Below are 2,221 nucleotides of genomic sequence, written 5' to 3'. Positions count from 1 at the left end.
AGGAGAGCCCCCCCAGGTGGTTGCCCTGAAGGGATCCGACATTCTCGGTCGCAGCCAGACGGTGGCCACCATTCGCATCCCTGCCCCCGCGGTGAGCCATCTCCACGCCCACATCCGTCCCCGCCCGGATTGGCGCCTGCCCGGTCTGGGTTGGCGGATCCCGTTGCCCCCTATTCTCTACTGGCTGGGGTGGAATGCCGGTCGCTACCAGCTAGAAGATCAAGACTCGACCAACGGCGTTTTCCGCCTCAAACCCTTCGGTGGTGTCGAGCGGGTGCGCCGGGTGATCTTGCGGCATGGCCAGCAACTGAGCCTTGGCCCGCCTCGGGATCCGGAGAGCGTCTGGATTCAAGTGCTGGATCCACCCCCACCACAGGTGTATGGGGTGCGCGGCTGCCTAATCCTGATGGTGGTCTTGGGGCTGGGGGCGAGGATTTGGATCGGCCATGAGTGGAGCAAGTTCTCAGTGGAGCCACCCCTCTCCGCGGATCGCAACCCCCTGATCGTCCTGGCCGGGGATCAGCAGACGGAGCTGCGCCGCCATCAGGGGGACACCTACCGGGAGCTGCCCAACCTAGAAGCTTTTGGCCCAATTCTGCCCAAGGTGGTGGTCGCCGCCGAAGATCACCGCTTTTACTCCCACTTTGGGGTGGATCTGCTGGGCATTGCCCGCGCCTTTTGGGTGAACCTGCGCTCGGGGGAAGTGCAGCAGGGGGGCAGCTCCATCAGCCAACAACTGGCCCGCACCGTGCTGCGGGACTACACCGGCTCCGGCAACACCTTCGGGCGCAAGCTGCGGGAGGCCGTCGCCGCCCTGAAGCTGGAACAGCGCTACAGCAAAGACGAAATCCTCGCTCTCTACCTCAACAATGTTTACCTGGGCAACGGCATCTACGGCTTTGAAACTGCTGCCCAGTTCTATTTCGGGATCCCAAGCCGCCAGCTCAGCCTTTCCGAAGCTGCGACTCTGGCGGCCATTTTGCCCGCGCCCAATGCCTTTAACCCTGTCGCCAACTATGATGCCGCCGTTCGGGGCCGGGATCGGGTGTTGGATCGCCTGAGCGAGCTGAAAGTCTTCCCCGAAGAGGAGATTCGGCGGGCCCGGCGCAGTCGCCTCACCCTCAACCCCAATTTGCGCTCCCAAACCTCGACAGTTGCTCCCTACTTTTACAGTGCCGTCTTCCAGGAGCTGCGGCAGCTCTTGGGCCAAGACCTCTCGGCAGAGGGCAACTTCATCATCGAAACCACGGTGCATTTGCCCTACCAGCGTTTGGCAGAGCAAGTCCTGGCCCAAACGGTGCGCGAGTCCGGATCCCGCTTGGGCTTCAGCCAAGGCGCTTTGGTCAGTCTCGACAGCCGCAACGGTGAAGTGCTGGCTTTGGTGGGCGGGATCGACTACAACGCCAGCCCCTTCAACCGGGCTACCCAAGCTCAAAGGCAGCCGGGCTCCACCTTCAAAGTGTTCACGTATGCGGCTGCCCTCACCCAGGGGATCCCTCTCTCCCAAGTGTTGTCTTGCGAGCCCCTCACCTGGGGCAACCTCACCTTTCGCGGCTGTCGCTCGGGAGCGGCCTCTATGGATTTGGCCCGCGGCCTGATCCTCTCCGAAAACGTGATTGCCCTGCGGTTGGCCCAACAAGTCGGTCTAGAGCAAGTGGTGGCGACGGCCCGGCAAATGGGCATCCAATCGCCGTTGCAACCCTATCCTTCTATGGTGATTGGCACAATGGAGGTGAACTTGCTGGAGTTGACAGCAGCCTTCACTCCTTTTGCCAATCGTGGCCTTTGGTCAAGGCCCCACACCATCCGCCGCATCTTGGATAGCAGCGATTGCGCTAACCCCAACGACTTTCGCACCTGCCGTGAGATTTACCCTGGTCGGGAGGATCCCCGTTCTCAGCGACTTGTCCTGCCAGAAACCGTCGCCCAACAGATGACAGCCGTACTGCAAGGGGTGATCAGCTCCGGCACCGGTACTACTGCCCGGCTCGGCATTGGAGAAGCCGGTAAAACCGGCACCACCACCGCCAACAAGGATCTGCTCTTTATCGGCTACACGCCCAACCCTCCCCTGGTGACCGGCATTTGGCTGGGCAATGATGACTCTAGCCCAACACGAGGAAGCAGCAGCATAGCCGCTCAAACTTGGGGAAATTACATGAGACAAGTCATTCAATAGTTCGAAAATGGCTAGGTCGTGTTGATCTTATGTTAGGATAGA

Annotated in this window: 1 protein-coding gene; it reads left to right on the top strand. The window is 61.0% G+C overall.

Going from position 1 to position 2,221, the window contains the following annotated elements; genetic code table 11:
* Positions 1-2,179 (top strand): transglycosylase domain-containing protein (locus tag NW856_RS12205; protein ID WP_414400490.1); only part of this gene is annotated, 2,179 nt, incomplete at its 5' end.
* Positions 2,180-2,221 lie beyond the last annotated feature (42 nt).

Source organism: Synechococcus sp. R3-13 (genome assembly GCF_047462195.1).
Lineage (GTDB): Bacteria > Cyanobacteriota > Cyanobacteriia > Thermostichales > Thermostichaceae > Thermostichus.
Note: the sequence above shows the minus strand (reverse complement) of the source record. Positions and strands in the feature narration are given on the sequence as shown.